This window comes from Bradyrhizobium sp. ORS 111, from assembly GCF_045571485.1.
GTDB lineage: Bacteria > Pseudomonadota > Alphaproteobacteria > Rhizobiales > Xanthobacteraceae > Bradyrhizobium.
In genome coordinates this window covers 2,094,735-2,120,699 of sequence record NZ_CP120701.1, presented here as the reverse complement: position 1 = coordinate 2,120,699, position 25,965 = coordinate 2,094,735, and the positions used below count along the sequence as shown (strand labels likewise).

Annotated in this window: 23 protein-coding genes; 12 read left to right on the top strand and 11 right to left on the bottom strand. The window is 58.2% G+C overall.

Going from position 1 to position 25,965, the window contains the following annotated elements; genetic code table 11:
• Positions 1-481 precede the first annotated feature (481 nt).
• Genes P6U30_RS09765 through P6U30_RS09725 form a run of 9 tightly spaced genes read right to left on the bottom strand, consistent with a single transcriptional unit; the run spans position 482 to position 7,041 of the window.
• Positions 482-754 (bottom strand): EscS/YscS/HrcS family type III secretion system export apparatus protein, encoded by a 273-nt coding sequence (locus tag P6U30_RS09765; protein WP_280973403.1) that lies wholly within the window; start codon positions 752-754, stop codon positions 482-484.
• A 1-nt stretch (position 755) separates the two neighbouring features.
• Positions 756-1,421: a type III secretion system export apparatus subunit SctR gene (gene sctR / locus P6U30_RS09760; RefSeq protein WP_407151061.1), complete on the bottom strand. Its 666-nt coding sequence runs from the start codon at positions 1,419-1,421 to the stop codon at positions 756-758.
• On the bottom strand, positions 1,414-2,487 hold the full coding sequence (sctQ, locus tag P6U30_RS09755) for a type III secretion system cytoplasmic ring protein SctQ (RefSeq protein WP_280978226.1): 1,074 nt from the start codon (positions 2,485-2,487) through the stop codon (positions 1,414-1,416). Before sctQ ends, sctR begins: the two co-directional genes overlap by 8 nt.
• A 44-nt stretch (positions 2,488-2,531) precedes the next feature.
• Positions 2,532-3,068: a hypothetical protein gene (locus tag P6U30_RS09750; protein WP_407151060.1), complete on the bottom strand. Its 537-nt coding sequence runs from the start codon at positions 3,066-3,068 to the stop codon at positions 2,532-2,534.
• Positions 3,044-4,393 (bottom strand): type III secretion system ATPase SctN, encoded by a 1,350-nt coding sequence (gene sctN, locus P6U30_RS09745; RefSeq protein WP_407152471.1) that lies wholly within the window; start codon positions 4,391-4,393, stop codon positions 3,044-3,046. The genes P6U30_RS09750 and sctN overlap by 25 nt, the downstream gene beginning before the upstream one ends.
• A 2-nt stretch (positions 4,394-4,395) precedes the next feature.
• A complete protein-coding gene (sctL, locus tag P6U30_RS09740; RefSeq protein WP_280973407.1) occupies positions 4,396-5,019 on the bottom strand; it encodes a type III secretion system stator protein SctL in 624 nt (207 codons plus the stop codon).
• Complete coding sequence (locus tag P6U30_RS09735) at positions 5,016-5,645, bottom strand: nodulation protein NolU (protein WP_280973408.1); 630 nt, start codon at positions 5,643-5,645, stop codon at positions 5,016-5,018. The genes sctL and P6U30_RS09735 overlap by 4 nt, the downstream gene beginning before the upstream one ends.
• A 10-nt stretch (positions 5,646-5,655) precedes the next feature.
• Complete coding sequence (sctJ, locus tag P6U30_RS09730; protein WP_407151059.1) at positions 5,656-6,525, bottom strand: type III secretion system inner membrane ring lipoprotein SctJ; 870 nt, start codon at positions 6,523-6,525, stop codon at positions 5,656-5,658.
• A gap of 9 nt (positions 6,526-6,534) precedes the next feature.
• Positions 6,535-7,041, bottom strand: coding sequence for a nodulation protein NolB (locus P6U30_RS09725; protein WP_407151058.1), 507 nt, complete (start codon positions 7,039-7,041; stop codon positions 6,535-6,537).
• A gap of 242 nt (positions 7,042-7,283) precedes the next feature.
• Here P6U30_RS09725 and P6U30_RS09720 point away from each other — a divergent pair, with 242 nt between their 5' ends.
• The 12 genes from P6U30_RS09720 (at position 7,284) to P6U30_RS09665 (ending at position 20,753) form a co-directional block, all read left to right on the top strand.
• Entirely contained in the window at positions 7,284-7,940 is a 657-nt protein-coding gene (locus P6U30_RS09720) for a nodulation protein NolW (protein ID WP_407152470.1), read from the top strand.
• A gap of 1,490 nt (positions 7,941-9,430) precedes the next feature.
• Positions 9,431-11,224 (top strand): HrpF/NolX family T3SS translocon protein, encoded by a 1,794-nt coding sequence (locus P6U30_RS09715; protein WP_407151057.1) that lies wholly within the window; start codon positions 9,431-9,433, stop codon positions 11,222-11,224.
• Positions 11,225-11,801: 577 nt separating this feature from the next.
• Positions 11,802-12,077 (top strand): hypothetical protein, encoded by a 276-nt coding sequence (locus tag P6U30_RS09710; RefSeq protein WP_407151056.1) that lies wholly within the window; start codon positions 11,802-11,804, stop codon positions 12,075-12,077.
• A gap of 71 nt (positions 12,078-12,148) precedes the next feature.
• Positions 12,149-12,379 (top strand): nodulation protein NopA, encoded by a 231-nt coding sequence (locus P6U30_RS09705; RefSeq protein WP_280980771.1) that lies wholly within the window; start codon positions 12,149-12,151, stop codon positions 12,377-12,379.
• A 115-nt stretch (positions 12,380-12,494) separates the two neighbouring features.
• Complete coding sequence (locus P6U30_RS09700; protein WP_407151055.1) at positions 12,495-13,388, top strand: hypothetical protein; 894 nt, start codon at positions 12,495-12,497, stop codon at positions 13,386-13,388.
• A 30-nt stretch (positions 13,389-13,418) separates the two neighbouring features.
• Positions 13,419-13,958, top strand: a complete 540-nt coding sequence (locus tag P6U30_RS09695) for a hypothetical protein (protein WP_407151054.1) — start codon at positions 13,419-13,421, stop codon at positions 13,956-13,958.
• A 439-nt stretch (positions 13,959-14,397) separates the two neighbouring features.
• On the top strand, positions 14,398-16,515 hold the full coding sequence (gene sctV, locus P6U30_RS09690; RefSeq protein WP_407151053.1) for a type III secretion system export apparatus subunit SctV: 2,118 nt from the start codon (positions 14,398-14,400) through the stop codon (positions 16,513-16,515).
• A 184-nt stretch (positions 16,516-16,699) separates the two neighbouring features.
• The gene (locus tag P6U30_RS09685; protein WP_280980776.1) at positions 16,700-17,113 is read left to right on the top strand and encodes a tetratricopeptide repeat protein; all 414 of its coding nucleotides are present in this window, start codon (positions 16,700-16,702) and stop codon (positions 17,111-17,113) included.
• Positions 17,114-17,694: 581 nt separating this feature from the next.
• A complete protein-coding gene (locus P6U30_RS09680; RefSeq protein ID WP_407151052.1) occupies positions 17,695-17,901 on the top strand; it encodes a hypothetical protein in 207 nt (68 codons plus the stop codon).
• A gap of 22 nt (positions 17,902-17,923) precedes the next feature.
• Positions 17,924-18,109, top strand: coding sequence for a hypothetical protein (locus P6U30_RS09675; RefSeq protein WP_407151051.1), 186 nt, complete (start codon positions 17,924-17,926; stop codon positions 18,107-18,109).
• 1,163 nt (positions 18,110-19,272) lie between these two features.
• On the top strand, positions 19,273-20,022 hold the full coding sequence (locus P6U30_RS09670) for a hypothetical protein (RefSeq protein ID WP_407151050.1): 750 nt from the start codon (positions 19,273-19,275) through the stop codon (positions 20,020-20,022).
• 59 nt (positions 20,023-20,081) lie between these two features.
• Positions 20,082-20,753 carry a hypothetical protein gene (locus P6U30_RS09665; RefSeq protein WP_407152469.1) on the top strand — a complete coding sequence of 224 codons (672 nt, stop codon included), beginning with the start codon at positions 20,082-20,084 and terminating at the stop codon, positions 20,751-20,753.
• A gap of 290 nt (positions 20,754-21,043) precedes the next feature.
• On the opposite strand, the gene P6U30_RS09660 is transcribed toward P6U30_RS09665, so the two are convergent.
• The gene (locus P6U30_RS09660) at positions 21,044-21,289 is read right to left on the bottom strand and encodes a hypothetical protein (RefSeq protein WP_407151049.1); all 246 of its coding nucleotides are present in this window, start codon (positions 21,287-21,289) and stop codon (positions 21,044-21,046) included.
• A 31-nt stretch (positions 21,290-21,320) separates the two neighbouring features.
• A complete protein-coding gene (locus P6U30_RS09655) occupies positions 21,321-23,084 on the bottom strand; it encodes a hypothetical protein (RefSeq protein WP_407151048.1) in 1,764 nt (587 codons plus the stop codon).
• Positions 23,085-25,965: the final 2,881 nt, after the last annotated feature.

Below are 25,965 nucleotides of genomic sequence, written 5' to 3'. Positions count from 1 at the left end.
ACCAGCCACGCTCGCCGCGCCATGATGTTAGAATTCAAGAAGGTCGCAGATAATCCGTCCGTTTCGCTCCAGACCCTGCAAGATGACGCGCCCATGATGTGAAAGGCAGATCACTTCGGCCCCAACTGCCTCCCATGGCTTCCCCCGCGACGAGACATGGCCAGTTTCAAGGATAGCACCAGCCGCCCTCAGGCCCTGCAGGGCCGACAAACCAGGCTCTATTGACCTCTCACGCCGAACGCATCGTTCGAGCGTCTGCCAACCGTCGTAGCCTTCATCGATCTTGACGCCTCGCTTTCCGGTCTCGAGCAGCACTCTTTCGAAGGCGACATCGTTAAGGCCGCTTGCGATCGAAGTAGCGGTCTTCTGCTCATGCTACTGAGGCTCGCTTTCGATAAGCTGACGGACAATCTCCTCGTGATTCACACGAGCGATGGCGATGGCGGCCCTGTGCCGGACACTCACTCTTTCGTTCCACTTTTTAATACCTCGTGAGAGTTGGGAACTCCGCGAAGATCTGCTGGGCTTGTTCGATAAGTGGCGCGCTCAGCACCGGAGAAAACAAAACAAGCACGGCGACAACAACAAGGAGTTTGACGGTAAGCGGCAAGGTTTGATCCTGCAGCTGCGTTGCCGCCTGGATGATGCCGATGCCCAATCCGACGACGAGAGCCGCAATGAGCGGCGGTAGAACCCAAATCATGAAGAGGACGAGCGATCGGCTCAGGTGAGTGAGAATACTGGCCTCATCCATCTTAACCTCCCCGCGTTGCGTAACTTAAGACTAATCCGTGCATGAGCCGCGACCAGCCGTCGATCGTAACGAACAGAAAGAGCTTGAAAGGGACGGAAATCAGCGTTGGTGAAACCATCGACATTCCCATTGCCATCAAGATCGTCGTTACGATCAGGTCGATCGTGATGAATGGAAGATAGAGAAGGAAGCCGATTTCAAAGGCGCGCTTGAGTTCCGATATCAGAAAGGACGGTATCAGAATCACAAAATCATCGGCCGTTGTGTTGCTGCGCATTTCCTCCGACCAGACATGTTCTGTCGACGAGAGGAAGAACGAACGCTGCTCCTCATTGGTGGACTTCTTGAGATGGGCGCGCAGCGGCTCGCTCCCTTCCTTGGCAGCGGTCACCCAATCATCGAACGTTTGATATCGAAGTTGCGGTTCGGTCAGACGATTGTAGGTCTGCTCAAATACTGGAGCGCCAATGAAGACGGTAAGGATCAATGCAGCGCCATACAGAACGATGTTCGGGGGTATCGACTGTGTCCCGAGCGCGTTACGGACCAGGAAGAGAACAACGGAAACCTTGATGAAGGCGGTCGTTGTGACCACCGCGAACGCAAGCAGGCCAAGGCCGACCGTCACCGCGAGAAGCGCAACGATGCTTGGTTGAATGTCACTCATTGACCGCCAACCTGTCGCGTAACCTGACGGCCAGCTCCTCACCGACACGCACGATGTCGCCGCGGCCGATCAATCGACCGTTCGCAAGAATGTCGACCGGACCATCAAGCGGTCGCCCGAGGTCGAACACATACCCTTCGTTGACGTTTCGCAACGTACCTAACGGTATAGGCCAGCGACCGCATTCGAACACAAGCGTGATCTCAATATTGTCGATGTCGGCTTCCGATGGCGGAACCAGCTGCTGCGCTTGAGGTCGTGGCGTCATATGGGCACACTCTAGAGGATGGGGTGGCAGGCGGAACGGCCCCTGTAGGACCAGTCTGGCACCGGCCACCTGAGCCGGAGCCCATAGCTTGTCCGCATTGAGGATGACTATGTGCTGAGCGAAGGGAATGATGTCCGGCAGTAGCGCGTCGCCACCCTGTGCTTGACGAAGGAGTGCGATGCTCACACGAAGCGAGCCGATTTCTATCGCGACCGTGACAGGAAACTCCGGAGAAAGCTTAGGCATTTCCAGCGGCAGTTGGCCAAGCAGCTGGGCTAAGATCCCGAATGCAGGGGGAACCCGACGATCGAGAGGCGAGAACAGGAATAGGCGCGCCTTGTCAGTGAGCGGTCCGTAGGCAGTGTCGAATTCTAGATAAGGCCCTTCTGTCCGTGCTTCGTCGATGCGGACAAGTTGTAAATCTCGCGCGAACAAGGCCTCTAGTCGCGTGAGCCACGATTCAAGCGCAAGCTCGAGAAGGAGCGAACGGGTTGGGTCGGAAGGTAGAGTAAGGCCTTGCTGCACCGTCGAAATCAGTGCCTCGGCAAGCCGACACGGCAAAGACAAGATCGCCATGTCGTCCCCGACGCGAACTACGCAGTCAAGCATCGAGACGGCCGATGGCTCTGCATGCCAGACAAGCCGGCTCATGCGCACGAACAGGGGATTGTCGCCAAGGCGGCTCTGAAGAACCACGCGCGGCGCGGCGACCTCATTGACCCACGAGACGACCTCGTGGGTCAGCGTTAGCGGTGGTTCGAATGGTAACGGTTCGCCCCGAGTATTTGCCGACCCCATTTGTATAGAACCGCGAGCTCGCGCCGAGATCAGTGAATCAGCCATTAGATCGAATCGCCGACCGCCCGCCCAGACGAGCCGCACTGATAGCGAAGCAAAACCTCGTCGTCGGCCTCGATTTCGGCGGCGGACTCCAAACGAGCATTGGTTGTACTGTGAACATCAGATTCAATCTGTTCCCATTTACGGCGCGCTGCCAAACGCCTGGTCCACAGAGCCCGCGCGTCCGCCACTTCCGTCTCGGCCTGCTCTCGAGCGACGCAGGCCTCCTCAAGCGCCTGACGTGCCGATGCGATGCCGGCTGCGAGCCGTTCAATGACGAGATGGCGGCGACGATCGAGTTCTGTGACGGACATCGCTTCGATGGATGACAGCTGCAGATAAAGTTCGGCTTCGACGCTTGCGCGATGTTTCTCGGCGCTTGCAAGCGTCTCGGAAGCTCGCTTCACCCTTTCATCGGCGATGCGGCGCTTGCCCTCCATGTTGGACAATTCCCGAAGCGCACTTCGCTCCCTCATGTCCTTCACGAGCCGCGATTTTGCGGCTTCGACGAGATTCAGGCGGTCAGACGCGACATCCACGTGACGGCCTCCTCAAAACTGGACGGTTCATGTTGGCCCTGGCGCAGGAATGCCCGCAGCTCCTCGATTGAGCCGATTGCCCGGTCCGTTAGCGGATCGCTACCCGGCTTGTACTCACCTACCTTGATCAGGAACTCCGCCTCATTGTAGCGCGAGAGCAGATCGCGGAAGAGGGATGCCGCCCTGCGATGTGGCGCCGAGACGACCGCATCCATGACGCGACTTCGGCTCGACAACACGTCAATGGCGGGAAAATGCTCTCGCGCCGCAAGCGCGCGCGACAGAATGATATGACCATCGAGAATACCGCGCGTCTCTTCGGCGATTGGATCGCCTGTACCGTCACCTTCGACAAGCACGGTATAGAAAGCCGTGATCGAGCCGCGCTCGCCCATACCGGCGCGCTCCAACAGACCGGGCAGTAGCGCAAATACCGAGGGAGGAAAGCCGCGTCTCGTGGGAGGTTCGCCCGCGGCAAGCCCGATTTCGCGCATCGCGCGGCTAAAGCGCGTCAATGAATCCATCATCAAAACGACGCGCAGTCCTTGATCACGAAAATACTCGGCGAGTGCCGTCGCCGTATGGGCGCATTGCGCGCGCTCCATCGGCGAACGGTCGGACGTCTCAACGACAACGATCGTGCGACCGAGCGCCTCTCCAATGTGACGCTCGATGAATTCACGTACCTCACGTCCACGCTCGCCTATTAGCGCGACCACCGTGACGTCGGCGGCAGCTCCCTTTACAATTTGCGACATCAGCGTCGACTTGCCGCAACCGGCGTCTCCATAGATTCCGATTCGCTGGCCTTCCCCACACGTCAGAAGTCCATCCAGCACGCGGATGCCGAGCGGAAACGGCTGCTCGATACCGCGCCGCGTCATTGGATTGGGCGCCGCGCCGCGCAGCGGGCGAGTGTGCGCTGCCTTTACCGTGCCCTTGCCGTCGAGTGGCCGGCCAAAGCTATCGATCACGCGGCCGAGCAAATCGGGACCGACCGATACTTCCTGCATTCGCCCGGTCGGAACCACCTCCGCACGGCTAGATAAACCCACCATGTCGCCGATTGGCGTGAGTAACACGCCGTCCGGAAGCAGCCCGATCACCTCGGCCTCAAGCGACCATCCCGTACCATGATCCTGCAACACGCAAATCTCTCCAACGCGAGCCCCTGGTAGCACGGCGTGAAGCAACGTGCCGATTGCCCGTTTGACTCGTCCGCGCACAGCACGCGTATCGATCTGCATTGCCGCAGATCGCAAAGACGATAACGCAGCGTGGACGGATTTTTCTCCAGCTGCACCGTGGTCGCTTGATCGCGGCACGGTCACGGTTCGCCCATCCAAGAAGACGAGCCAAGTTCGAGACGCAAAGTACGCAGCTGCGCGGCAAGCCCCACATCGACATTGCCAAACTCGGTCCACAAAACGCACTGGTCCGGCGTCAGCGCCGGATCCGGATCAATTCTGATTTTGGGCCGTCCATCCGTTCCATCAAACGCTGCGAACTCACGGGTCAGTGCATCGGCATTCAATGGAGACACGTGAAGACATACTTCGGCACCGCCACAGCTTCGTTCGATGGCATGACGAACGGTCCTGATCAGCATCTCCCCCGGATCGAAGGAGCCTAGCAAATCGCTCAAGATCTCAATGACGAGCTGTGGCAACTCCCGTTCCAGAACCGCCTTTCGCCGCGCCAACTCAGAAGCTGCGCGGGCGACGATCCGCGCCATTTCGTCCGAGCCTGCCTTCATGCCCTCGGCGTGGCCACGCATACGCTCGCGCTGATAGACTTTGCTCGCCCAGCTGCGAACCTGCTGTAGATACCGCTCCGCCAGTGCGCGCGTCCGTATTGCATCATACCATATTCCGAGTTCAGCGGCCGGTATGAGTGGACCAAGCGGACGTATCTGGGGCGCTTCTGGCAACGCTGGGTCAGTGACAATCATGCCGCTGGTGTCTCCGTCGCCAGGTGCTGCATCACCAAAGACAGCAATTGGCTTGCGGCGATGTGGTGTTCGCTGGCAGGGGTCTCCGCGGAGGACCCTACAGGTAGGCGGAGAAGCACGCGGGCGCGGTCGAGCTCTGACGCATCTTCGAGCCAAGCGCCAAGACAGGCATATCCATCATGTTCAATCTGCCGCGAAAGTTGCTCAGGATCGACTATCGGTGTGGTCGCGACGGCGCTGGATAAGTGTCGGATGCCGAAGGCATGTGCTTCAGCTCCGATGTGTCCGACCAGAATCGTGAGATCGCGCTTTGATACCAGCTTCAGGACTGAACGTGCATGCCAGATGCTGCCAGTGAGCAAGGCCACCCGACGCGGATCGTGCCCGACTAGAATGTCCCTCCCCCAGCTACCTCCTTTCGCGGAAAGTTCGCTGCCTAGCAGCAATTCGGCCAATCTTTTCTGCAGCCTGTAAGAATTCTGCAACTTCAGCACTGTTGGAGCCGACAGCAGCGCATCAAGATGTGCGGCAAAACGGCTCGGATGGATCAAGACAGCAAGCTCGCGCAGGCGATCGGAATGCGGGTCGAGTGAATGATTTGGTTCGGCGGACGTCGATACCGACACTGCATTTTACCTATCTCACGTCGGAGGTTAGCTTTTTGCCGACGGCTTGGACCACCGGTATACTCGAAGCTCCACCGAGATTTGTCAGTTTGCGCAATGATTGACCGAGCTGGCGCGCACGTGTGCTCAGCAGCACGTAAGCCACAATGCCGAACCCTGCGCCCACGCCTCCGACACCGATGGCAAGCATGGAGGGCGCTGACAAGAACTTGGCCGGCTGGGCCGAAGTCGCGGCAGGCGCAGGCGACAGCTCATGCTGAGCCCGCTCGACTGGCACGAACACAACTGCGACCTTGTCGTAGGAGAGCCCTTCGATGCTGTTGGCCACGAGCATCTTGATTTGCGGCAGCAAAGCCGAGAGCTTCGCATCGGAGCTGTGACGAATGAAGACTGACGCCGAGGATGGTGTCGAATCCTGTCGCAGAAGATCATTCTTCGGCAGAACAACATGGACACGGGCGGAGAGCACCCCATCGATATCGTTGATCGTGCGCGACAATTCTTCGCTTAAGGCGTAGACGTAACGGGCACGTTCCTCAACCGGAGAGGCGACCAAGCCCGATCCCTTGAACACTTCACCGAGATTCTTGTAAGGCTGCCTCGGCAACCCCTGCTCGTTCAGCATCTCGATCGAAAAGGCGAGCTGCTTTTCTTCGACTTGAATCGTGCTCGTCCCATCCTTAGCGACAACACGGACAGCGTCGACGCCTTTGCTAAGGAGAAGCGCCAGCATCTCGTTGGCTTCGCGCTCCTGGACTTTAGTGTAGAGATCGGCCTTGCAGCCGGCCAGCAAAAGCACAAGCGGCAGCGCGAGGAAAACATGAAACCAGCTTCCCGCCGGCACGTTGCGACCAACCTCTCTTTGCATCGAAACAGCCATCGAGGTCGCTCAGCCCGACGATAGCAGCTTGTTCAAGGATGAACTCACTGTGCCGGCACTCTTGGAGATAAGCGAAACCTGAATGACGCTGTTGTAAACATCCCGCAAATTCGACAGCATCACTTCGAAATTATCCACGCCTTCCGGCTTTCCGATGGAATGAACCTGCATTTCGTGCGACCGCATGACGGGCTGCGCGGCCGGCCCAAGCTGGAGACTTTTCGCAGGAATAGGCTCGCCGCCGATCACCGAAGGGATTGCACCCGAGGGAAATGGTTTGCCCTGGTGCAAGACAGATAGATTCTGAAGAATACGATCGCCGACTGGATTTGCCGGCGCGACGGCACGCTGAAGTTCCACGGCTTGTGGAGCCAAGGCGCCATCGGTCACGGAAGAGGCGATATCTTGATGCAAGGCGACGTGTGCAAGTTTCTGCTGGAACTCGGCCTGCGTCGATGAACAGCCCCTGGAGAGGCATTCGACAAGGCCGGCGGAGATCGGAGTGACGCCAAACATGAAATCATAGCTCTCACGTGATGCGATTAGCCGCTTGTTATCTGGATCGGCACAGCACCCTAGACAAGAGAGCTGACGAAAAGCTGACGAGCATCGCCAAGATCGTCATCTAAAGATCACGCTTGGTCTCCAGTTTGGACGAAATTTTCGATTTCCAATTTTGGGCGAGTTTCGATGGCTGTTCTCAAGCGCAAATTCCAAGCACACCCACCCGAGCCACGAGGCTAAACATCTTGAAGACCATGCTATACGTTTGGGTTTTTGTTTCGCTGGGTATCGTTAGGGCGCTCGGCGCTGACCTACCGCTGCCATCGACACCTTATAGCTATACAGTCCTGGATCAGGACCTCGCTGCCGCGCTCCAGGAATTCGGCAACAACTTGAATATTCGGGTCAACGTGAGCGCCGAGGTGAAGGGGAGAATTCGGGGGCGGATGCCGGATCTCACTCCGAGAGCGTTTCTCGACCATTTGACCAATCTCTACAATCTTCAGTGGTACTATGATGGATTGGTGCTGTACGTATCTGACGCGCGCGAGGTGCAAAGCCGCCTGCTCGCCTTGAATCCGATCACTTTCGATGCATTCAGGGCGGCGCTCGATGCACTTAAGATCTCTGACGAGCGCTATATCCTGAAAGCTGCACCGGGAGATGGCCTCGTCCTCGCGTCTGGTCCACCTCGCTTTGTCGCGCTCGTGGACCAGACGCTCAAAGCCCTGGTGGCGGAGGCAGAGGCGCGGCGGAGCCCGATCGTCGAAAAGCCTTCGCACGAGACGGTTCTAATGCTGTTTCGCGGATCCTCAAGCGTGGTGGTTCGTGATGGACGACCAGAGGCCCCTATGTCACCCACCGGGCCGCATCAAGGTGGCGTCGTCCACGCACCGGGCCCAGATCACTGATGACAAGAGGTGGCCTAGGAGAAAATTCAATGCCGCTCTGCATGCTTTGTCAGCTTTTCGAAAGCTGATCCTGCCAGCATGAGAGCCTGCACGAGCGCCACGATAGACGTCGAGATGGCAGACGATCGAACCGGAAAGGCTGGGAGCATCATTCTTGACGGCAAGTTGAGTTTAGCTCCCCGCGCGCTCCGCCGAACAACTCTCCCAACCTCGAGCCGGTCTGTGATCTGAAAGGTGGAACAGGATGGACTTTACCTCAATAAGCCGAACAGACGCGAGCCCGGGGCCAAATTCCTCATCGTGCCAATATCCGAGCGACTTTGAACACGAACTGTTAGCGCTGCATGAAGCCGCCGATGTCAGCCAGGACCTGATTTGGCGGGAGCTCGAGGCCGGATCTTGGCACGCCGAACCATCATCAGGCGCCGGCATCCGCTCGAACTCCCAACAGCCGATTGCGCACTCCCTCGCGAGCGGCTGCGATCGCGGCAAGGATCGAGTTTGGCAGGAGCTTGAACCCGGGCCAATGCGGCGCCGGCCGCCTCAAGCCGGACCATCGCAAGCCGAGCCGTCGCCGCGCGCCGGTGATGCGCCGCCAGAACTTGGAGATTTTGTCCTGAGGGACGGACGTCGCGCCGAGGACTACTGGGTCTTCACTGGCCAAACCGCCACGCGATCCCAGATCGACATGCTAGGAAGCGGCCTTGTCATGCCGAGCAAGGCCTTGCCGGTGACGACTTTCACTGTCCTGGGTGTACCTCACACAGCTGAATGGCGAGAAGATGGGGTGATTCGTCTTACACCATCACTGGACCCTGGCTTTTGGCCTCGAGAGTCGAGCGAAGGTCCGCCGGGCGGCCAAACGTAGATGATAAGGAATAAACGCTGAAGCATTTCAGCTTGGTCGCGCTCGAGGCCACCGTCGACCTCCACTCAACATGCTCGACGATGGCAATAATATCGTGGGATTGCACCGGCAAACAGTATCTGGTCGCATGACTTCGCCGCGGCAATGGAGCAGATGCAGATAGCCTTGTGGCGGAGACGCAGGCGTCGCAACGCGATTAAGTCCGGCATGGGATGTCGGCGGTCCGAGCTTGTCGCGCAAATCGCCGAACGCGACCAATACAGGATAGCACCCGCGAGTTCTTGATTCCGCCAATGTGCCGCGTCAGGACACGATCAAGCATGACGAGACTAAGGTACGTATTGTGCGCCATAGCCGTCGGCTACTTCTCTTTCATTGGCTCGTTGCGAATTCTTCTGAGAGCCGTCAGGTTCTCGAAAGCTAATCCCTCCTATCATAACAGCGTGAATAGCTAGACGGCGATGTGCCGATAGATTGTAGCGGAACCAAGCGCCCGGGACCCGCTGAGCAACCGCAAGGACTCTTGGACTCCGCCTATCGATCTTCTTGTTCGTTGTCCGGCGCGATTTCCCGCTGCGCCATCGACCGGCTTGTGGTGCAATCTCACATCAGAGGAAGTATAATGTCAGTCAACAACCTACCGCTAACCGCTTGCTCAACGGGGACTTTGTCCGGGCTTGCTCCGGGCCTCCCGTCAGCCGGGGAGCTTTCAAGCTTCGAGGCGATTCTGGCCGGTTGCTCCTTGAAAGATAAGACGGGCGATCACTCCGTACCGCAGGATACGGAGGCGGCAGACTCAGCCAAGCAACTGGCGGAGGAGCTCACGCAGGAAACGCGAAATATCTTGCCGCCAGACCTCAAGGCGGCATTGGATGCACTTGGGCAAGCTCCAGAGCCCACCCCTGCTGCTGCGGGCAGCGTTGGAATTGCGGCGGCGCCAGTACCCAGCTCAAGGATTACATGGAACAGCGGCACCCTGACCGATACCGAGTTGCAGATTGTGTCGGTGCTGAACCGTCACAAAGACAAGTGCCCGCTCGATTGGAAATCCCTTGGAGACCTGGCCAATGATCCCTCCACACCGCCGGATCTCAAGGCGGCGATCGAAGCACTGCAGCAGGACCCGGAACTCTTTTATGCGATAGGATCGCAAGGCGACGGCCGCTGCGGTGGCAAGATCAAGGCAGATGACCTCTCCAGCTTCTCCGATCATCACGCACAGGTTGCCACATTCCAGGACCAGCAGGCGCGACGCTACGAGCACAACTACATTCCATCCGACGGCACCGGAAGCGGTCAGCCATCGGTTATGAGCGAAAACGATGCGTTGCGCGAACTCTATCGGTATTCGGATAACCTGCCCAAGAACCTGAGCCTTGCGGATTTCAAGCAGATCGTCGACGGCGAGGCCAAAACCGGCAAATGTCCGCCGCAGGTTGTCGCAGCCGCGCAATACTTCCTCGATCATCCCAACGAATGGAAACAGTTGTATGGTGGCTCGATAGATAAAGTCCACAAGGAGGACTTCCTGCAGGTTGCTTCATCGTCGATGAACCTCTCGCAGACCGAGCTGGATACGCTGAACACGATCAGCAAGAATCAAGCAGCTTTCTTCGGAAAGGGCGACCTGACGCGGGACAAGCTCGCCAGCATGGTCGATGACAAGAGCCTGGCTCCCGAGGTACGACAGGCGGCCTCACAGCTGCTGTCGGATCCTCTGTTGTTCGGGCTCCTGAACAATTCGATCACAGGCTACAAGACCCACCATAAGGTCTTTGACTTCGGCGGCGGTCATACGGTCGATTCCGGCAACATCAGCAATAACGACTTCACCCACTTCTTCAGCAACATGTCGGCTGCCAACCGCACGCCGCATCACTTGAAGACGCATGTCGCCAAAACGGCTGCCGATCAGTCCGCTGTCGCAGACATGATGATTGGCGTGGAGGATCAGCCCGATATCAAGTCTCCCAAGAAGAACGGGGGCGCCTTCATGCACGTGCTTGACGATGTGCTCAAGGTGGGCTCGAAGGTGATCGACTGGGCCGCAACGGCGGTTGGTGTACTTGGCGTCATTCCAGGCTTGGGTGAATTGGCCGATCTGGCGTCAATGGTGCTCGAGAGCGAGGCGCAAGCAGCCAATCTTCTGCACACAGCCATCACGGGCGGCAACTTGAAACAAGCGCTGGAAGAAGCCGGCCTCAGTCTTGCGGCTCAGGCGGTGGGCTGTATAGCCGGCCCTGAGGTCAAACTGGCCATGCGCGAAGGCTTGGTGAAACAGGCCATTCAAGAAGCGGCGACAGCCGGCATCAACCTGCCGGTTTCGATGGCGCAGTCCTACGCGGAAAATTATTTGAACGACCTGAAGGCTCGCATCGAGTCCGAGCGGACGCAAGCCGGCAGTGTTTACAGCTAGTCGGAGCGGCACACCGTCGTCTCGAATGATGGCAAGATCATAATCTAGGCGAGCTTGCGTGGTCTTCGCGCAGTCGGGTCCCCTGCCGATCAGCAGGCCCTGCAAGCTTGCCGGCGAATTCGCGACCGCGAGGTCCAGCACTCGTTTCATCGGTTCCCGCCTCGCAATCTGTCTTTCGGCGCACCGACACACGACCAACGTCAAGTCGGCCCGTCGTTGCCGAACCTTAATCGCGCGCCATCCGGCTCTCGTCAGCAACTCTGAAGTTGTCGAGACCGCAATCACCGGCGGAAGACGCGGATGGAGATCGAATGCCACGGTTACAATGTGAGATGGAGAGCCCGTTCTGCAGTTCGTGCAGACCGGGAACAGGCCGGAGACTGCCTCACGAGAGTCGGCGCCGGCTCGACACCACGCGAAATCGGACTGATCGCGATCGTCGTGAAGAGCGACGATTTGTCATTGGCTCGCTCCATTTTTTTGATTCGTCAGCTTGTCGAAAGCTAATGCTTCCACAATGAGGTCAGCAGAGAGAGTTGCCTCCACTGGCTTAACTGGAACGAGATAGGAGAACCCGATGCGGATTACGAACGCACGCGGCGGTGGGCACGTTGATACCGACGTGCATGCGAATCGTGGCGGCAAAGACCGTGCACGGGCGGATGGCAATCATCGCCAATCGCCGGGTGCAGGTAGCCCGGTCGATAGCGTGGCCAATCCAGCCGATAACTCGCAGGATGCGGCAATGCGTCAAGCGTTTAACGTCGCCCTCGGCTCCATCGCCACCCAAATGTTAGGTAGTCAGATGAGCCGTTTTGACGATGTAATGGCTGAGACTGCCGAGGATTCCTGACGTCGAGCGTTGCGGCGTCAGCGAAGAGGAGCCGCAAATGGCGGTAACACCCTACAAATAGGAGAAACAATATGCCTAACGTTGGTGCGTCTCATACCTCGACTGCAGGTGGGGCAGCTGGCACTATCACTTCTGCGGCTGGTTCCGCGGCTGCTGAAGCCGCAGGAGAAGCGGCCTTCAATCGGCAACTCGCGGCCCTGACCGCCACCAGCACCAAGGCTGCGGAGAGGGACGTGGAAGTGCGCGTCGTTTCAACTGAGCTTTCAACCGTCAAGAAGGTCGCCGACGAGCGGGTTCAGTAATAGTTGAAGTGGGACGACGCCGTCGTCCCACTTTTCCCAGGTGCGCAATCTGCGAACTCGGGTTGAGTCGTACGGCGTTGCCGTGCGGCTCTGTTCGCTGTTCAGGAGGCCGGCCGTGAATGAACAGAATCGCCCCCGTTTCGAAGTGCTGTCGGGACCGTATTGCGGACTTACGGGCACAGCAGAGGCCGGACCAACCCTGATTGGCAGCGGCCTCGATGCGGATTTTGTATTTGTCGAGCAAGGTCTCGAACGGCATCACCTGCGCGTCACTCCACATTGCAATGCCATCGAGATCGAGGCTCTTGCCAACGAAATCCGGGTTGATGGAGGTGAGAACATTGCACCGAACGAGCGCGTTGTTGTCCCTCTTCCCGCCGTCATTCACGCCGGCGCGATGTCCATTCGTTGGTTGATAGAAGACTCTCAACCGGTCCGCCGTACCGACCGCTGGCGTGTGTCGATCGTCGCGCTCGCCTTGGTCCTGCTCAGCTCCATTACGGCCGGCACAATCTCAAGACTTTTCGTTCGTACCGACAGCGCTGCGTCACCCAGCTCCGCCTCCTCCCCTGCCGCGGCAGTTGCGGCACGATCGGCGCTTAACGCAGCTGATGCTCCGACCACGGTTGCAGCGGCCGAACGGCTGCAAGAGGAAGTTGATAGAGCGGGCCTTCTCAACATCAAAGTGGGTTCTGGGACGGGCGTTGTCACCGCCAATGGCACCCTTGCGCCCGCCTCTCTTGCGAAATGGGAGGAAGTCCAGAAATGGTTCGATCGCCAGAGCAATGGCGCTTATACGCTTGTCAATGCAGTAGCCGTCAGGGAGGAAAAGACGCCGTCGTCCATTGCTGTCCAAGCTGTTTGGCGCGGAAGCGACCCTTATCTCGTCATTTCTGGTCAAAAGTATTTCGTCGGCGCGCTGTTGAATAATGGATGGACAGTCAATGGGATCGAAGAAGGGCGTGTGCTGCTGAGCCGGAATGGCCAAGTTGCTATTCTGCCTTATTAACGTTGCAGCCCCATAGATAAGGAAACTGTCATGACGAGGCTGCCCAACCATTCTATCGAGCCTGGCGCCTCCTTTCGCCCGCCCAATGTCGACGATCATGGACCTTCCATTACCCCGCTCATTCCTCGAGCAAAGAGCCTCGAGATCGCAAACACGGATGGGAATGGAGGCACGAGCCGCTCGTCGGCTTTTGGGGATTCCTACACACGAGAGCTCCCTGCTGAAGCTACGATCGAGAGCGAACTAGCGCTCGACCCGATCGATCCAGTTTCGCGCATCAATCCTAGCGGTACCCCCGCTCAGCTCGGTGAGGTCGCGCGTAGCGCGGAACTGACTTGCCTCAATGGCCCCACTCTCGCTGGCAACCTGCTCGCCTTCGTCACGCCCCGCCTACGTCATTGCGATGTTTTGCGCCCAGAGAAACACGGCCCTCTTCTCGAACGTTTGGCCGATGCGCTATCGAACGCGCCAGAGGATGCGGCCTCACGCGAGGGGATAGCCGTTCTGCAGCTGGAGCTGCGAAGGTTGATCCTGCTCCGCCAGAATAACAACGGCTTGATCAAAGGTTAGCAATGTCCAATTCGGATGGACTGCAACAGCTTCCACCTGGTCGACCGCCAAACGTTCCAAAACCCGGTGAGGCCGTGCTGATCTCCGGGCCGGAGCGTGATTTACTCTGCGCACTTGCCTATGTCCATCTTGCGTGTGGGCAGAGTGCACAGAGCTTAGCCTTGTTGCGCATCGTCGCTCACGAACATTCTCGGGATATCGACCTGCTACGCATGCTGGCCTACGCTCTCATCTCGGAGCGACGGGGTCACGAGGCACTGGCCGTTTTGGACAGGCTTGACACACTTGACGACCAGCCGTCTTCGCGACTGCCTTTGATGCTATTGCGCAGTCACGCCCTGCGTCAGGCTGGCCGCATGGCTGAGGCGCAATCCACCTTCAAACGCTATGTCTCGTTGCGGGCCAGCAGAGCTCCAATCAAACAACAATAAGGCTCATCATGGCCAACGTCTTACGCAGTCTCATCATGCGCGCGCCGGCACACCCGGATTTGATGGTCGCGTTGATGCTTCTTCTGGCGATCGGAATGATGATCATGCCGATCCCCATCGTCGTGATCGACATGTTGATCGGCTTCAACCTGGGCTTTGCCATACTGCTGCTCATGGTCGCGCTGTATCTCAACACCCCACTTGACTTCTCGTCCCTGCCGGGCGTCATCCTGATCTCAACCGTCTTTCGCTTGGCTCTCACCGTCGCAACGACGCGGCTGATTCTCGCTGAGGGCGACGCCGGCAGCATCATCCAGACGTTCGGCGATTTCGTCATATCAGGCAACATCGCGGTCGGAATCGTCATATTCCTAATCGTGACCATGGTGCAGTTCATGGTTCTTGCCAAAGGTGCCGAACGGGTCGCAGAGGTGTCGGCACGTTTCACGTTGGACGCGCTGCCCGGCAAGCAGATGGCGATAGACGCGGAGCTGCGCAACGGTCATATCGATCAACACGAAGCTCGCAGCCGGCGCGCCGTACTCGAGCGAGAAAGCCAACTTCACGGCGCTATGGACGGCGCCATGAAATTCGTGAAAGGCGACGCCATCGCCGGGCTCATAGTCATCTGCATCAATATGCTCGGAGGCATCTCGATCGCTATACTCTCCAAGGGCATGTCCCTTGAAGAGGCGCTGCATCAATATACGATCTTGACAATAGGTGATGCGCTCATCTCGCAGATTCCCGCTCTTCTGTTGTCAATTACGGCCGCAACTATCGTCACCCGTGTCAACGGTCCTTCCAAACTCAATCTTGGCGCCGACATCGTCAACCAGCTGACGGCCAGCACACAAGCGCTTCGATTGGCTGCCTGCGTCCTGGTTGTGATGGGGCTCGTCCCTGGTTTCCCTTTGCCTCCGTTCGTCATGCTGGCCACGCTCTTTGCTGCGGCAAGCTTCGTCAAGGTCGGCATACCCGGCAGCAAGACCGCCGCCAAGCCGGGCACCGGCACCAGCGGTTCGGCTCCGGCTCAGGCCCAAGCTCAGAAGCAGACCGTGCCTGCAGAGGCGCTTCCAATCACGCTGGTCCTCGCCCCGAATCTGATCCATGCAATCGACAAACACGAGCTTGAGCAAAGCATCGGGCAGATCTCGGCAACGGTCTCCTCAGATCTTGGCATCACGGTTCCACGCATCCCCACCCAAGTCGACCAACACTTAAATGAATCGCAATTCCGGGTCGACGTCGAGGGAGTGCCGGTTGAAGGTGATTTCGTTGACCCGACGCAACTCGTGCTTAACGATGACGCGGCGAACATCGAGTTGAGCGGCATCCCCTTTCGGCAAGATCCCGAGACGAATCGAATCTGGATCGAACAAGGTCATGCGACGGCTCTCAAAGCCGCCGGAATCGGACATCACCGCCCGAGCGACGTCATCGCCTTGCGCGTCCACGCGACATTGACACGCTACGCACAGCGTTTGGTGGGCATTCAGGAGACGCGTCAACTGCTGGGCCGGATGGAGCAGGAGTATGCCGATCTGGTAAAGGAAGTGCTGCGCACAACACCGGTACCCCGGATCGCTGATGTCCTACGCCGCCTATTGGACGAGGGGATTCCCATTCGCAATACCCGCCTGGTCCTGGAGGCGTTGGCAGAATGGAGTGAACGGGAGCAGAACGCCGTGCTGCTCGCCGAATATGTTCGCTCCGGTCTGAAACGACAAATCTGTCATCGCTATGCAAACGCCCACCGCGTGGTGGCCGCCTTCATCATCGAACGTGAGACCGAGGAGATCGTGCGTGGCGCGGTGCGCGATACTGCAGTCGGTCCCTACCTGGTGTTAGAGGATTGGCAGAGCGAGAAGCTGCTTTCACAATTTCGCCAGATCCATTCCAGCATCGCACGGAGCAAGAGCCGGCCGGTAGTTCTTGGTTCAATGGATATCCGGCGCTTCGTGCGCGGCTTTCTTACCCGCAACGCGATCGATCTGCCTGTTCTGTCCTACCAGGATCTCGCCTCGGATTTCACCGTCCAGCCAATTGGATCGGTCAAGCTCACGGCTGCCAAGGATAGCGCTTCATCAGGAGCGATTCGTGACCCGATCCCCGCCGCCAGTTAACAGTACACAGTAGTCGCAAGGAGATCGCATGAGCCCGGATGAGATAAAGGATGGGCGGCACTTATGCTCGTTGCGCCCTCCGGTGTGTTCAGCCCTCTTCACCTCACTTGCCATCGTACTGCTCGGAGGCTGCACCAGCATCACTAATCCAGGCCTCTCGCCAGAGACGTCAGCGCGAGAGCCGTTGAACACCAAGGAGATTGACCCTGCTACGCGAGAACGCATCGCGACCGCCCTTGGTCGAGATGCCGATGAGGACGCCTTGCGAGATTCATTAAAGCAACAACCGGGTAATGTTGATGCGGCGATTCCGCTTGCGCGCGCCTTGCTGGCGCACAAGCGTCCCGATGAAGCGCTCGAGGTGCTCGACAACGTCTTGCGTGCCGTCCCCGGTGATCTACGCGCCCTGAACGCGAAGGGAGTTGCTCTCGACAGTGAGGGTCGTCATCGTGAGGCGCAGGCCCTCTATCGGCAAGCTCTCGCAGCCGAGCCCGCAAATCCGATGTTGCGCAACAATCTGAGGCTATCGCTCGCACTTGACGGAACGGCCGAAACCAGCCGCGCTAGCCAACCACCGCGGATGAGCGAGCCACAATGAGCTCCGGCGGTCGCAGTAGCACCCCTCAGGCGGTTCTCACATGCTAGCGTATCCTCGTCATCTTGTCGTCAGCTTGGGTGAATATCTATCTGCTCCAGGGCTTGAGCGGCACACACTCAACGTCAAGTCATTTGTCGAAAGGAATACGCACCGACATGTATGGCCGTATCAACGGCTCATCCAACATCCAATCCAGCCATTCTCCCAACTCCGATAATGCCGAGGACCAGAGCTTTACCGGCATGCTAGACGGCACACCATAGCAGCGCGTGGCTCTCACGCCAGTTCATCTTCGGCAGCTCCACGGCCGTATTCCCCGGCTTCCGATCCGCCTGCGGTAGAGCTCTCACAATCTTCATTTGCGGCGAAAGTGAAAGACTTCTATGGCGACGAGATAAAGGATATCGCCGCAAGACCGCAGAGGTACTCGCGTTCAGTGTCGTTGAGAGCCGAACACGCAGCGGACGTCGCTTACAACCACGGCGGAACGGATTCTGGTTCGAAGGACGCACGATATTTCAGCTACCAGTTAGTCAGTACGAGTGTTGGACTTCTTCGCACGGAGGGTATCCGCAGATGATATGAGCGATGTGTTCGAAGGAGAACAATGGCAGCAGCAGTTTCCAGGACGGATCGCCACATCCGTTGTAAGTTTTCAGGTCACTCACCCGCTTGTGGACAACGCAGGCGATATTCTGCTGGACACCAGCTTCGGCGTGACGGCGAGCGACCATTGCTGCTCTCTCAGCCTATCAACGAACAAGCGAAAGCCCGCACGGCAGCATTGAGTTTGTTGATGTGGGTCACTCGATGATGGCGCTTGACCCGACCCGCCACGGCGACAAGTGGACGAAGAACAGCGAAGGCAAATGGCAGCGAAAAGACAAACCGCCGTTATACTTATCGAAAATCGACGATGGCGAACACAATACTCATCACGCCAGCCCCGCGCGTGCGCCAGCTCACACGCCGGAATGGGACGAGGACTTCATGTAAGCGAGCGGACGGACTACAAAAACGAAAATGGGTCATGCGCCAGACGGAACCGGATATGACAACGGACCGTAACACCGCATTTGGGCGGCGCAGGGCCACTGATGCTGTGGGCATGAGTTCCGACAAACTCCCGCTTTGTGAATGTCTGAGAACGTCCGGTGGCTATACGTTCTCAAGCGCCAACCATGGCGCGCCTGGTCCAAGCTGAGAGACCATCTTGTGGCGGCCCGCCAGGGCGCGGCACGCCCGACCGTTCGCCGGTGCTAGCCGTTGCTGTTTCAAGCTCTCGAGCGCGCTAAGCCGCGCTCATGGGTCTCGGGCATCGGACTTGCTGCAAGCTGTGGTCCAGGCCGCGAAAGTGTTGCCACCGGCAGAGCCCCGCACTGCCCATTGTTGACACGCTTGTTGCCGGCCGTCGTCAATTTTACGCGGCTTGCGTTCCGGATGGCCTCACGAATTGTCACTCAAGGACGTCATCGTCAGGTTCGCGTGGTTAGCGACATCGCTTCCCGGCAGCCGCAACGAGATTTCAGTTCGCCAACCTTGGGTTCTCGGTCAAGCATCCGATTGCTGGGCACCACCCCGGGCTTGGTGACGAGAGCGGATGGAATTGCAATCCATCTCGCGAACCGCGCCAGCCTTCCGATTATGCTACCGCCTCTCAGTGACATGCGCACGCGGTCTGCCATCGCTAACCGCCATAGGCGTCTGCAACACGATAGACCGGATCTATCCGCTTCTTGATCGCAAGTTCGCCGCTGGCAGCTGGCCGCACACAGTTGCTCCCTCATCGCTCCGGTTATCTCCGTGACAGGTCCACAACCTGACGCAACGTCAGATTCAACCCGTTGCGCTGGCCAGCATTCCAAGCTGCGGCTCGGGACACGATCGACTTTCATCTCCATGGCCTGCCATTTGCGGGGCGCCGTACTGAACATTCGAACACAGCTCAACATCAACATTGGCATCGACATCTCCGTTCTGATCTTTTGTCGCTCGTTGTGTGCGCCGTCATGTCAGCTTGGCAATAAAGCTGTCCATCACTCACTCGGTTCTGCATCATACGTTCGAGCGTCCCTCGTTCTGCCATGTTCGCAGCCAAAGCACACGCTTGCCGCAGACGCATGTCGCGTCCGCGATGGTGAGTGTCCCAGGAGATTTCTATGGTGAAGCCAGTTGTGATCGTGGTCGGTGCAGATAAGGGTGGCGTCGGCAAGACGACAGTGTCCAGAACGCTTCTGGACTACTTCAGCGCCAATAGTGTGCAGACACGCGCATTCGATACGGAATCACCACGGGGAACATTGAAGCGCTTCTATCCGGATATCACCGAGATCGTCGACATGACGACGACTTCGGATCAGATGAAGATCTTTGATACTCTCAATTCGGGACTATCGGTCACGGTGATTGATGCTCGGGCCGGCCTGCTATCCTCAGCGCTCGGCTCGCTGCGCGACATCGGCTTTCTGGAGGCAGCACGGTCGGGCCAGATCACTTTCGCTGTATTCCACATCCTCGGGCCGTCGATCGCTTCGCTTGACGAAATCGCCGAGACTGCATCCTTCATGGCCGGCGCAAAATATTTTCTGGTAAAGAACTTCATCAATGATACGCAGTTCTTCCAGTGGGACCAATCCACCTACAATTCGTATTTCCAGCGTATCAAGTATGCAACAGAGCTGACCATCCCCAAGCTCAACGAGATGGCCTACGAGCAGGTCGAAGTGGCCGCAGTCCCGTTCGTGGACTTCATCGCGAACAAGGCGCGAAACGACGAGCCTGCGAATTACTCCTTCGTGCTACGCGGCTATGTCCGGCATTGGCTCGCAAATGTCTGGAGTGAGTACGACCGCATCAGCTTGACAGAATTGGCTGGCGCCAAATCAGTGACCCGCGGCGGCGAGAAATAGACGCATAGTTGGCGAGTCAAGGGCAGCCCTGGTACGACACTCGACTGATATTGCTGGCGATGTTAGCAACACCCGTCTACATCATCTGCTCTCCGAGCCCTCAGGTCGGCAAAACCCTTGTCGCTCGCCTCGTGAGCGAGTTCTTGTTGCTGAAGAACGGCACGGCGCTCTCCTTCGACGTCAATTTGAAGGAGCCATCATTGCTGGATTACCTGCCAAGGATCACCGAGACAGCGGACGTGATCGACACTTACGGCAAGATGCAGCTAGTGGACCCGCTGATCATCCATGATCGGGTGGCCAAGGTGATTGATCTCGGTTTCCATGCCTTTGACGAGTTCTTCAAGATGTGCGATGAGATCGGGTTCATGAAGGAGACGGCGCGCCAGTATGTCGCGCCGATCATCCTGTTCGTCGCAGGCGCCGATCGGATCTCCTGGCGGAGTTATGAAATGCTGCGGCGACAGATTCCGCCAGGGAATCTTGTCACCGTTCATAATGAATTCGTGCTGCGCGGCGGATTGCCCGAGAACATGAATGACGGACCTGTGCTCTACATCCCTGCGCTACCGATATTTCTAAAGGCCTACATAGATCGACTGAATTTCTCTTTTACCGGATATCTGCGCCACGAGAGGGATTGGTCAACCGAGTTGCATCAATGGATCCGACGGAACTACACGATGTTTCGGGACTTGGAACTGAGCCTGATCATGCAACGGCGGTACTGAGTACGAGGCTTGTATGGAAGGCCGACGTGCCCGCTGTCCATGCTGAGGTTCGACCGGATCGCTGTATTCAATGCGCCGCTTCACCGGCGCTGTCGAAGCCTATGTTCGCGACATGCCTGGCACAGTCGGCTTGTCGAGCTCGGCGCGCATCGCGCGTTAGGATAACGGCATCAATTCTCGTCAAGGCCGGTCCGGCCGTCTGATCTTCTGATAGTCGCCAAGTGATCGGGCCGAGCAGACCCAGCTAGCGTATAGCTCCAGTTCAGTGGATACCGACCACTGCAGTTGTTTCACTGTAGTCGACGCGCATCGCGAGCGATGAACTCCAACACCGACCGCGCCCCGTGGATCTCTCGAGAGACACGCTTTAGGATCCGGATCGTCGATTCATCCGTTGCGATCAGTCCCGCTCTTTCGCAAGCAAGCCCAAAATGATGCATCACCTGTTTATCGGTGGGCGCAATGCGGTTCTGCAATGAGATTGCCGTCAATGACGAGAGCATATGCTCGACCACGTCGTTCTCAGCCTGGATCAAGGGTTGCTTTCTTCTAAGCATTGGCTCGGCCTTAGGGAATCTGCGTACCATGGATGGATCCGCGAGAGCTATGCTGCGTGCGGCTTCCGGGTTTCGGCGTCTTCGCACCATGCGGGTCGACGATTGCTTGCGAAAGACCCCTTATGTCTGTCGCCGAATGGAGCGCGTGATCTAATCGCTTCTCTCCAATGCAATTCGCTACGGTTTGACGCTGTATGACTTGGAGCTCCGTGGTGATATCCACTATGGCAGAGTGGCGCGCGACCTCTTCGGGCCATTGGCTAAAAGCGTTGATCAACCTCTCGGCTTCGAGCCGCGTAAAATCAAAGAGCCCGATACCACGGCGATTGATCTCATCGGCAGCCGCGATTGCGGCTTGGCGAGACGCCACCTGCCCCGGCCATCTGCTGAGACCCATCACGAGCCCCCTCAGGTCTTGAGCAGTAAAACCCGGCAGTCCTGTCTCAGGGTTGGCGCGCCGGAGGACCTCGCCCGCAAGCACGACGACCGCTTGGCCGCACGGCGGAGCCTCTGGCCAGTTGCTGAAGCCGTTCACCAAGAGCGCCAATCCCTGACGGGTAAAATCACCTAGCCGCGGGGACCGGCGCAGGATCTCTCGAGCGAGTGCGGCGGCGGCCTGACGAGAGATCACCTCGTTCGCCCATTTGCTGAAGCCGTTCACCAGGTTTGCCAATCCTTGATGAGTATGATCCGGAAGTTGGCTGTCGCGGTAAAGGACCTCACCTGCGATCGCGATGGTGGCCCTGCGACAGACTTCATCCTCAGGCCATTTGCTGAAGCCATTCACCAGGTTCGCAAGGCCTTGCTGAGTGTAGCCACGCAGTTGGGCGGCACTACGAAGCAGTTCCTGCGCGATCGCGACTGTCGCTTGACGAGCGCCTACCTCATCTGGCCACTTGCTGAAGCCATTCACCAGGTTCGCCAAATCCTGCTGGCTGAAACTATCAAACCATTTGGCACGCCGAACGACCTCATGCGCGATTGCAACCGCGGCTTGACCACACGCCGGTTCTTCCGGCCACTTGCTGAAACCGTTCACCAGGATGGACAATCCTTGGGGGGCAAACTCTGGCAACTGCGCGGCACGGCGCTGGACCTCACGGGCGAGCACGACCGCGGCTTGGCATAACGCTGGCTCTCCTGGCCATTTGCAAAAGCCGTTCACCAGGTTTGCCATTCCCTGCTGCGTAAAATCAGCGAGCCGGCCGCGGCCGCCCGCGCGGGAAGTGATCTCACCGGCGATCGCAAGGGTGGCCTCGCGAAAGGCCGCCTCTTCCGGCCATTTGCAAAATCCATTTACCAGTGCTGCCAGGCTCAAATTGTTCAATTCCCGAAGTGACCTGCTCTCATCGCGACAGAACTTGGCAATTCTGATTGCTCCGTTGCGGCATTCCGCTCTTCTGGGATGGCGCCCGAATGACGATGCAAAAATCGACAGCGCCCTGATCCCGACTTTCCTGATCAGGGTGTCATCAAACCGCGATAACTGGGCAGCTATCCTTTCGCATGCCTCCATGCCTGGCTGACCACCGGCCCTTCGGCTAACGGCATTGCATGTCGTGGCGTAGCCCCACGATTTTCTCGCACGGATGGTTTCCTCGAAGCATGTCAAGAATCTACGCTGGAACTCCGCAGCAGCCTTCTGCAAGAACACTGCCTGTTCGGTCATCCGCAACTGCTTGTCGTGGCTGACCACCGCAGTCGAGAATTCCGCGATGTTGCGAGCCCGTTCAATCTCACTCAGCGCGGCATCGAGCTTCGTTTGCGCGAACATCAGACCTCCCGTACTTCCCCCACGAGCGCCCTCGTGGCCATGCGAGCGATGCGCCCATCCGGCGCCCAAGAGTGGAGATGAACTGCCTCGTGCCAAGCCTCCCGTCACTGATCGATCGGGCCGACCTGATCGCGAGCGCGGCTGCAGCCTTCACGAAAGCGTTTCAGTGGTCACGCCATTCGATCGTTCTGTGCCACATGGCGCGAGGCTCCTCGTTAGGACCAATCAACTGCTGGCGTGTCAGCTTTTCCTGACGCTCGGTGGACCTGGGGTTAACCAACAGCCCCTCCCACCGAGAGAACTGAGGATGAGCAAGCTGCTCGAGTTTGAGTGCCAATGCATCATGATCCCTGCGCGGCATAGCCTCGTTCATCGCCTTTCGAACCTACAACCTGACGCGACGTAAGGTTCAAGCGGTAAACTGGCCTATGCAGAGAGCGACGTACACCTGACCGAAACGCTCAGCCGGGTATCACAGCGCGGGTTTGTGGCATGGCCCGCCATGGAGGAAGGCCGCCTGCTCGCGCCACCTGAGGTATCGAGCACGGTCGGTTCGTTCTGTTGATTGGTTCGAGCGCGATTGGCGTGTTCCAATTGGACGCAGATGCGGAGATAGCCTATTCCGTGACGTTGATGGGCGCACGCACCCCGCTCGTTGACCGAAGAGGCGATTGCCGCGCCCGGAACTCGGCGTGCGACCGGGCGCGGTCTGGATCGCCGCGAGCGGACGCGCCGGTCGCGCTAGCGCCATCGGCGGTCGCATCGTCACAACGGCTTGCGAACTGCTGCTCTCGTCTAGGCGCAGATCCGAGCACCCGCCGATGAACAAGGTCGGCCACGCTCATGTCAATACTGGCAGCGTCGAGACGAGATCAGGACCCGGCCGGTTCGACCCCGGACCGACCGCCGGCTTCGACCAAGAAGCCATTCCAGCCCTCCCATCAGCTGAGGCGAGAAAGCCCGACCATGGCTCGTGATCAACCGCTGATATCTTCGCAGTCGATCCCGGCACGAGCACATCGTCCTTGTGGACTCGGCCCCAGAGAGACGAGCGTATCCCGCGTCACGTTTGATTCGCCCGTCTAGAAAGAACTTCTCTCATGCGCGCCCACCAAGCTTGGTAGGAGCGCGCATGAATTCCGCACCGTAGATGACCATAACGCAGGGAAACCTCTCGACCTGCGGCAAATTCCAACACATGCGCAGTGACAAGATGATAATCGATTGATGAGGGCCTTCGTGCACACCATGCCTTCGCTCTCCTGACCACCTAAGCAATCTGTGACAGGCTCTCCTCAGCGACTTAATCGAATTGAACATCGCTTCGTGGGAGGGCTGCCTAAGATTGGGAGATTGGACGGGTTTCTTGGCGACTTGAAAGTCGGGTCAGCTTGCGTGATGACGTCAATTGACGACAGATTGAGCGAGATAAGATCGGTAAGAAACAGCATTTGGCGTTGTCGTCGGTTGCTCGAAGCCGAGTTGCCGGACGCGGAACGACACGCCCTTGAAAAGCGCCTGCTTGAGCAACATTCTACTTTTGAGCGACTCTTGGCGACAACATTTCCTCTGACGCTGCGGTTCTGACGTCAATCGAGGTACGCGTCGTTAGAACATCAATAAGTGACGAGGATCGGGCACATTGTCGAAGAACACATCTTGGCCGAGACGCGAGCAAACTCGTCTCCTCCCGCTTCCTACCCGATTGATCAACCTCGATTCACTCAGCGTGATGAAGACTTTCGTGGAGCATCGGTTCGGAAACTCATTCCGTCACCGTTTCCGAATCGACCGCTTCGATGGTTTCTCACGACGGATCACACGCGACGCTGCCTTCTTGTGGACGCCGCCTCGTTTCGCGCTTTCCTTTCGTTCCGTCGCGACCGGAATGGCGCGACGGCATTCAGCACGCAAGGTTTTGAAGTTATCTCTGAGACAGAACATAACGACATCCGTATCCTGACGTCCAGTAAAGTGGCCACAAAAGCGCGTCAAATCCAACCTGCAAGACGACAATGCGTCCTCTGCTTCTACCGCTCGAGCACGTGCGTGTTCCGTGTACAAAGCCGTTATTATCGCCACGACCGCGATAGCCGTCGCAAAGCGAGGTCCTTTATAGATCCAACGAGTGCGCGACCCTTGGTTCACGGCATCTCTCTTGACCCGCACGTCCTCCAGGATTGTTTGAATGCGCAACATCACCCGTCTACCGGAGAACAGGTGGAAGCTGCCAAAGCGGCGAGGCAGGGAACGCGATGTTTGCGACCAGGCGGCGCTCCCAAGGCGCTTGCTGATCATCGTTCTCGAGACGGCCACAACCTCGCGGCTGAGACTGGCTTCGCTTGCTGTTGAACAGCGCCACGAATCGAGATCGGGACGTCTCGATTTGTGCGGCTTGATACATGGCCGGTCTCGAACGTCCTGCGTAACTATAGTTGATGATTCTACGGCCAACCGATGACCTGGGAGCCCCGAGGGCCGAAGGGAATGATCCACGCGGCGATGCTGGATGAGGAACCTCAGAGCTAGAGCGACGTCAAACCGCGCACCGCTCGCTCCTCTTGCACGCGCGCGTCCAAGACGTTGGTGACGAAGTAGCCGCACAAGGAAAACGAAGCCATTTACGGCCACGCAATCGACCCGTCATGCGATTTCAGTGACCTCGCAAGCCTGGCTACCTTCGTCCGCAAAGACGAGCACGCGGGCCAGCCAAGATGGGGCCTGATCCTGGTACGCCGTCGCTGCACAGCGGTAAAGCGAAGGCGCCCCGGTTTGACCCCGAATGGAATGCCCTGCTCAGGCCGCAAACGCAGGGACGTTACCCGCGCGGGGCGTAAGCGACGCAAGGCGCATGCAGCGGCCTCGGGCAGAGCGAGACTGA

Coding starts and splice junctions, on each gene's coding strand:
- P6U30_RS09765 (WP_280973403.1), bottom strand. CDS start 754: ATGGATGAGGCCAGTATTCTCACTCACCTGAGCCGATCGCTCGTCCTC.
- sctR (WP_407151061.1), bottom strand. CDS start 1,421: ATGAGTGACATTCAACCAAGCATCGTTGCGCTTCTCGCGGTGACGGTC.
- sctQ (WP_280978226.1), bottom strand. CDS start 2,487: ATGGGGTCGGCAAATACTCGGGGCGAACCGTTACCATTCGAACCACCG.
- sctL (WP_280973407.1), bottom strand. CDS start 5,019: ATGATTGTCACTGACCCAGCGTTGCCAGAAGCGCCCCAGATACGTCCG.
- sctJ (WP_407151059.1), bottom strand. CDS start 6,525: ATGGCTGTTTCGATGCAAAGAGAGGTTGGTCGCAACGTGCCGGCGGGA.
- P6U30_RS09725 (WP_407151058.1), bottom strand. CDS start 7,041: ATGTTTGGCGTCACTCCGATCTCCGCCGGCCTTGTCGAATGCCTCTCC.
- P6U30_RS09720 (WP_407152470.1), top strand. CDS start 7,284: ATGCTATACGTTTGGGTTTTTGTTTCGCTGGGTATCGTTAGGGCGCTC.
- P6U30_RS09715 (WP_407151057.1), top strand. CDS start 9,431: ATGTCAGTCAACAACCTACCGCTAACCGCTTGCTCAACGGGGACTTTG.
- P6U30_RS09710 (WP_407151056.1), top strand. CDS start 11,802: ATGCGGATTACGAACGCACGCGGCGGTGGGCACGTTGATACCGACGTG.
- P6U30_RS09705 (WP_280980771.1), top strand. CDS start 12,149: ATGCCTAACGTTGGTGCGTCTCATACCTCGACTGCAGGTGGGGCAGCT.
- P6U30_RS09695 (WP_407151054.1), top strand. CDS start 13,419: ATGACGAGGCTGCCCAACCATTCTATCGAGCCTGGCGCCTCCTTTCGC.
- sctV (WP_407151053.1), top strand. CDS start 14,398: ATGGCCAACGTCTTACGCAGTCTCATCATGCGCGCGCCGGCACACCCG.
- P6U30_RS09680 (WP_407151052.1), top strand. CDS start 17,695: ATGAGCGATGTGTTCGAAGGAGAACAATGGCAGCAGCAGTTTCCAGGA.
- P6U30_RS09675 (WP_407151051.1), top strand. CDS start 17,924: ATGATGGCGCTTGACCCGACCCGCCACGGCGACAAGTGGACGAAGAAC.
- P6U30_RS09670 (WP_407151050.1), top strand. CDS start 19,273: ATGGTGAAGCCAGTTGTGATCGTGGTCGGTGCAGATAAGGGTGGCGTC.
- P6U30_RS09665 (WP_407152469.1), top strand. CDS start 20,082: ATGTTAGCAACACCCGTCTACATCATCTGCTCTCCGAGCCCTCAGGTC.
- P6U30_RS09655 (WP_407151048.1), bottom strand. CDS start 23,084: ATGTTCGCGCAAACGAAGCTCGATGCCGCGCTGAGTGAGATTGAACGG.